This is a genomic window from Mycobacterium sp. NAZ190054 (assembly GCF_001545925.1).
GTDB lineage: Bacteria > Actinomycetota > Actinomycetes > Mycobacteriales > Mycobacteriaceae > Mycobacterium.
In genome coordinates, this window is record NZ_LMVQ01000249.1 from 1 (window position 1) to 5,559 (window position 5,559).

The 5,559-nt window shown below is 69.3% G+C and carries 3 protein-coding genes; 1 reads left to right on the forward strand and 2 read right to left on the reverse strand.

The window, feature by feature from the left end; all coding sequences use genetic code 11:
- Positions 1 to 1,751 (reverse strand): LGFP repeat-containing protein (locus tag ASJ79_RS17600; protein WP_231750893.1); only part of this gene is annotated, 1,751 nt, incomplete at its 3' end.
- Between the two features lie 172 nt (positions 1,752 to 1,923).
- A complete protein-coding gene (locus ASJ79_RS17605; RefSeq protein ID WP_067957717.1) occupies positions 1,924 to 3,099 on the reverse strand; it encodes an acyl-CoA dehydrogenase family protein in 1,176 nt (391 codons plus the stop codon).
- Positions 3,100 to 3,169: 70 nt separating this feature from the next.
- Here ASJ79_RS17605 and ASJ79_RS17610 point away from each other — a divergent pair, with 70 nt between their 5' ends.
- A complete protein-coding gene (locus ASJ79_RS17610) occupies positions 3,170 to 5,458 on the forward strand; it encodes a molybdopterin guanine dinucleotide-containing S/N-oxide reductase (protein ID WP_067957720.1) in 2,289 nt (762 codons plus the stop codon).
- Positions 5,459 to 5,559 lie beyond the last annotated feature (101 nt).

The following is a 5,559-nucleotide window of genomic DNA, read 5'->3' on the forward strand; positions in this document are numbered from 1 at the left end:
GTGCCGGGCCCACCCGGCAACGGCACGTTCGAGATGCCTTTCCACGACCCGCAGGAGGTGAGCACGAGGGCCGCCACCGACAGCGCGACCGAGCGGCGCACCACCTTGGTCCACTTCGTCATCGCGACAGCCGTATCCTGCTCGTCGGCACGGTCACCGCCGGACTGCGAACCCCAGAAGGTGTGCGGCTCTGCCCCGACGTCCCCGGCCATCGGGGATGCGGTCGAGCCGAGCGACCCGAGACCCTCCCGGGCGTAACGGTCGCCGAACAACTCGTCCTCCCGGCCGCCGTCCTGCCCGAGCTGCGGTCCACCACCCGGCAGTGCGGGTTCGTACGCGTGGCCGTCGTCTGCCGCCGGCCTGCCGAAGGGATCGCCGAACGGGCCTTCGTCACGGCGGCGGCTCCGGGCGCGGACCACGGCGAAGGCCGCCAGACCGGCCAGCAGCAGCAGCGGGACGATGGCCAGCAGCCACCACCAGGTCCACTTCAGCCCGGAACTCTCGCTGTTCTCCGAGGCCTGCGCCGGCGGCGGTGGCGCCTGCGGGGGCTGATCGCCCGGCACCTCAAGACCGACCAGTTGCGGCGCGAGCCCGGCCGGTTCGGTGCTGAACTTCTTCGCCTCGGTGTCCCACGAGATGACGCCGCCGCTGAACCGCTGGGTGATCACGTCGCCGTCCTGCGTCTGATCGGCCACCGGTGCGCCGAGTTCCCCGGTTGCGCCACCGAGCTTGTCCCACGCCGCGTTCATCGCCCCGCGCACGATCACCGCGCCGTGGTCGGGGGTCCAGAAGATCACCGGTTTGTCCTCGGCGGCGAACGCACTGATGCGGCTCGCCGGCGCGAGGCCGCCGTCACGCTCGCTGGTGATCGGAAAGCCGAGGTCGCCTTCCGGACCGCCCACACTCTCGTACTTGGCCAACACCTGGCCGGTGACGACGTTGGCGCCGGTCTGCGGACTGTAGAAGATCTTGCCGTTGACGAAGTCCTGGCCCATCCCGTCGGCGCCGATCTCGTACGGCTCGCCCTCGGCGGCGCCGAGCGGTCCCAGCGGCCCACCCGCTGCGCGGCGCGCCGCGTTGATCGCCGTGACCGGATCGTCGGGAACCTCCAGGCCGGCGAGCTGGCCGGCCAGTTCGGGGGGCACCGTGGTGAACGTCTTGGCACGCGAGTCGTACGACAACTCGCCGCCGGTGAACCGCTGGCTCACGACCGAGCCGTCGTAGGTCTCGTCGTCAGCGGGCACCCCCAGCACGCCGGACGAGCCACCCAGCCTGTCCCACGCCGCGTTGATCGCGCCGCGGACCACCCTCGCGCCGGTCGCCGGCGTCCAGAAGATGACCGGATTGTCGGGAGCACTCAGCGTGCTGTTGCGGCTGCCAGGGGCGCGGCCGGGGCCCTCGTCGATGGTCGGGAATCCGAGGTCGCTGTCGGCGGGGCCGCCGAGCGACTCGTACTTCTCCAGGATGGCGCCCTGCATGAAATGAGCGCCGGTGGCCGGGGTGAAGAACATCTTCCCGGCCGCGAAGTTCTGGGCGAAACCATCACCGGCCGGGTAGACGTCACCCGAGCGGGGACCCAACGGCCCGGTGTCCCCACCGCCGGCCTGCCACGCCGCGGTGATCGCGTTGTTGGCCTCGACCTCGGGTTGCGCCGCCGCGGGTGGGGCCAGCAGGAGCGCCACCGCGACCCCCAGCAGCCCGACGGTCAGACGACCGACCAATCCCAGGCGCAGCGTCGGCTGCCGGCTCATTGTTCCTCCCCGCGGTCGGCGACTGGTCCTTCTGCAAGCTCCTGCAAAATTCTGGAAAAGCTACCGCGTCCGTTCACTTTGCTTCAGTGAACGTCGATAGCCAAGCCACCTCGCCGAAATCCAGGCCAAGAATATGCGGTGGACCTGCGGCCTGCGAGCGCATCGCCGCCGGTCACACGCCGAGGCTGCGCCCGATGATCTCCTTCATGATCTCGGTGGTGCCGCCGTAGATGGTCTGCACGCGGGCATCGAGGTACGCGCGGGCCACGTCGTACTCGCGCATGTACCCGTACCCGCCGTGCAGTTGCAGGCAGCGGTCGATCAGATGGACCTGCTTCTCGGTGGAGTACCACTTGGCCATCGCGGCCTGCTCGACGGTGAGTTTGTCCTCCAGATGCAGTTTGATGAATTCGTCGACCATCATCCGCACCACGGTGGCCTCGGTGGACAGCTCGGCCAGCAGGAAGCGGCTGTTCTGCTGGCTGCCGATGGGCCTGCCGAATGCCTTGCGCTCCTTGGCGTACTGCAGCGTCACGTCGAGCACGGCCTCCATCGCGGCGGCGGCCATGATCGCGATGCTGATCCGCTCCTGCGGCAGGTTCTGCATCAGGTAGATGAAGCCCTGGCCTTCCTCGCCGAGCAGGTTCTCCGCCGGCACCTTGACGTCGGTGAACGACAACTCCGCGGTGTCCTGCGCGTCGAGACCGATCTTGTCCAGTTTGCGGCCCCGCTCGAAGCCCTCCATACCGCGTTCGACCACCAGCAGCGAGAAGCCCAGCGCGCCCTTGTCCGGATCGGTCTGGGCCACCACGATCACGAGATCGGAGTGAATCCCGTTGGTGATGAACGTCTTGGCGCCGTTGAGCACGTAGTGGTCGCCGTCCCGGACCGCGCGGGTCTTGATGCCCTGCAGATCGCTGCCGGTGCCCGGTTCGGTCATCGCGATCGCCGAGATGAGTTCACCGCTGCAGAACTTCGGCAGCCACCGCTGCTTCTGCTCCTCGGTGGCCAGCCGGATCAGATACGGCGCCACGACGTCGTTGTGCAGGCTGAAGCCCAGACCGCTGTACCGGGCGGCGGTGATCTCCTCGGTGATGATCGTGTTGTAGCGGAAATCGTCCACGCCGCCACCGCCGTACTCCTCGGGCACGGCCATGCCGAGAAAACCCTGCTTGCCGGCCTCCAGCCACACGTCCCGGTCGACGAGCTTGTTCTGCTCCCACTCCTCGTGGTGCGGCCCGACGTGGCGGTCGAGGAAGGCGCGGAACGAGTCCCGGAACATCTCGTGCTCCGGCTCGAACAGCGTGCGCTGGTAGGCGATGACTGATTTGGCTTCGGGTGCGCCCATGCCGTCAACCTACCCCATCCAACCGGATGGTTGGTCCACTGCCGGAGCGGCGCCGCCTACTCTCGTGGCCGTGTGCGCAGCTCCGACCAGCCTCACGCACTGGGGCGCGTTCACGGCCACGGTGGAATCCGGCGACATCGCGGCGGTGGCTCCGTTACCCGGTGACCGCGACCCGTCTCCGGCACTGGGAAATCTGCCCGGGTCGGTCCGGCACGTCTCCCGCATCACCGCACCGGCGATACGGCGGAGCTGGCTCGACGACGGCCCCGGCCCCGACGAGCGGCGCGGTGCCGACGAGTTCGTCACGGTGTCGTGGGACGAACTCACCGAGCTTCTCGCCGGCGAACTGCGCCGTGTCATCGACACCCACGGCAACGAGGCGATCTACGGCGGCTCCTACGGCTGGTCCAGCGCCGGGCGGTTCCACCACGCCCAGAGTCAGGTCCATCGCTTTCTGAACTGCCTTGGCGGATACACCTTTTCGCGCCACTCGTACAGCCTGGGAGCGACGGGGGTGATCATGCCCCGCGTGGTGGGCACCCACGACGACCTGTTCAAACGCTCCACCCAGTGGGATGTCATCGTCGAACACACCGAACTGATGGTGTGTTTCGGCGGTGTGGCGCTGAAGAACACGGGGGTCAACCACGGCGGCACCACCGCCCACCCGGCCCGCGACGCGCTGGACCGGTTCCGCGCGCGTGGCGGTCACATCGTGTCGTTCTCGCCGCTGCGGGACGACGTCGACGGCGACTGCGACTGGTATGCGCCGGTGCCGGGCACCGACGTGGCGATCATGCTGGCACTGGCCCACGTGCTGGCCACCGAATCGCTGGCCGATCGCGAGTTCCTGTCCCGGTACTGCACCGGTTATGAGAAGTTCGAGCGCTATCTGCTCGGATCCGACGACGGGATACCGAAATCGCCGCAGTGGGCCGCACCGATCTGCGGGCTCGACGCCGACGACCTCACCGGGCTGGCCCGGCGGATGGCGGCGAACCGCACGATGGTGACCGTGAGCTGGTCGCTGCAGCGCACCCGCCACGGCGAGCAGGCGCCCTGGATGGGGTTGACGCTGGCCGCGATGCTCGGCCAGATCGGCCTTCCCGGAGGCGGCTTCGGTCACGGTTACGGGTCGATGAACGAGCCGGGGCTGGCACCGCTGCGGTGCGGGCTGCCCCGGCTGCCCCAGGGGATCAACCCGGTCAGCACGTTCATCCCGGTGGCGGCCGTCAGCGACATGCTGCTGCACCCGGGCGAACCGTTCGACTACAACGGCCTGCGGCTGCACTATCCCGACATCAGACTGGTCTACTGGGCCGGCGGCAATCCGTTCCACCACCACCAGAACCTGCCCCGGCTGCGACGCGCGCTGCACAGGCCCGACACCGTCGTGGTACACGAACCGTACTGGACGCCGATGGCCAAGCACGCCGACATCGTGGTTCCTTCAACGACTTTCGCCGAACGCGACGACTTCTCCGGCTCCCGCAACGACCCCGTTCTGATGGCGATGCCGAGGCTCACCGAGCCCTACGCACAGTCCCGCGACGACTATGACACGTTCGCCGCGCTGGCGCGCCGGCTGGATGTCGCCGACACCTTCACCGAGGGGCGGACATCACGGCAATGGCTCCGTCCTCTCTACCAGACATGGTCGGTGACACTGAGTTTCGAGATCCCACCGTTCGACGAGTTCTGGCGGGCGGGCCGGCTGCGACTGCCCACCGACGACGGGCTGACCCTGCTCGCCGACTTCCGCGCGGACCCGGCGGCACACCGGCTGGCCACTCCTAGCGGGCTGATCGAGATTTTCTCCGCCGACATCGCGAGCTTCGGCTACGACGACTGCATCGGACACCCGGCGTGGTTCGAACCCGACGAGTGGCTCGGCGGTCCGCGCGCCAGCCGCTACCCCCTGCACCTGCTGGCCAACCAGCCCGCCGGCCGGCTGCACGGCCAGCTCGACGGTGGCGCCGTCAGCCAGGCCTCGAAAGTCGCCGGGCGCGAACCCATCCGGATGAACCCGGCGGACGCCGAGGCCCGCGGCGTGACCGACGGCGACGTGGTGCGGGTGTTCAACGACCGGGGCGCATGCCTGGCCGGGGCGGTGCTCGACGACAGGGTGCGGCGGCAGGTGGTGCAGCTGTCGACCGGGGCGTGGTTCGACCCCGCCGACCCGGCCGACCCGGACTCGATGTGCGTGCACGGCAACCCGAACGTGCTCACCGAGGACGTCGGGACCTCAGCGCTGGCGCGAGGTTACACCGGGGCGCACGTGCTGGTGCAGATCGAGAAGTACACCGCCGCACCGCCTCCGGTGCGCGCGCATCACCCGCCGGTGTTCGCGGTCCGCTGAGCGCCCGAGCGTGGCCTGCGCCGGCGCGGGCCACGGCCACGATCGGGAGAGGGGCGTGGGGGGGAGGGGGGGTGGTGTCGGGGGGTGGGGGGGAGTGAGTG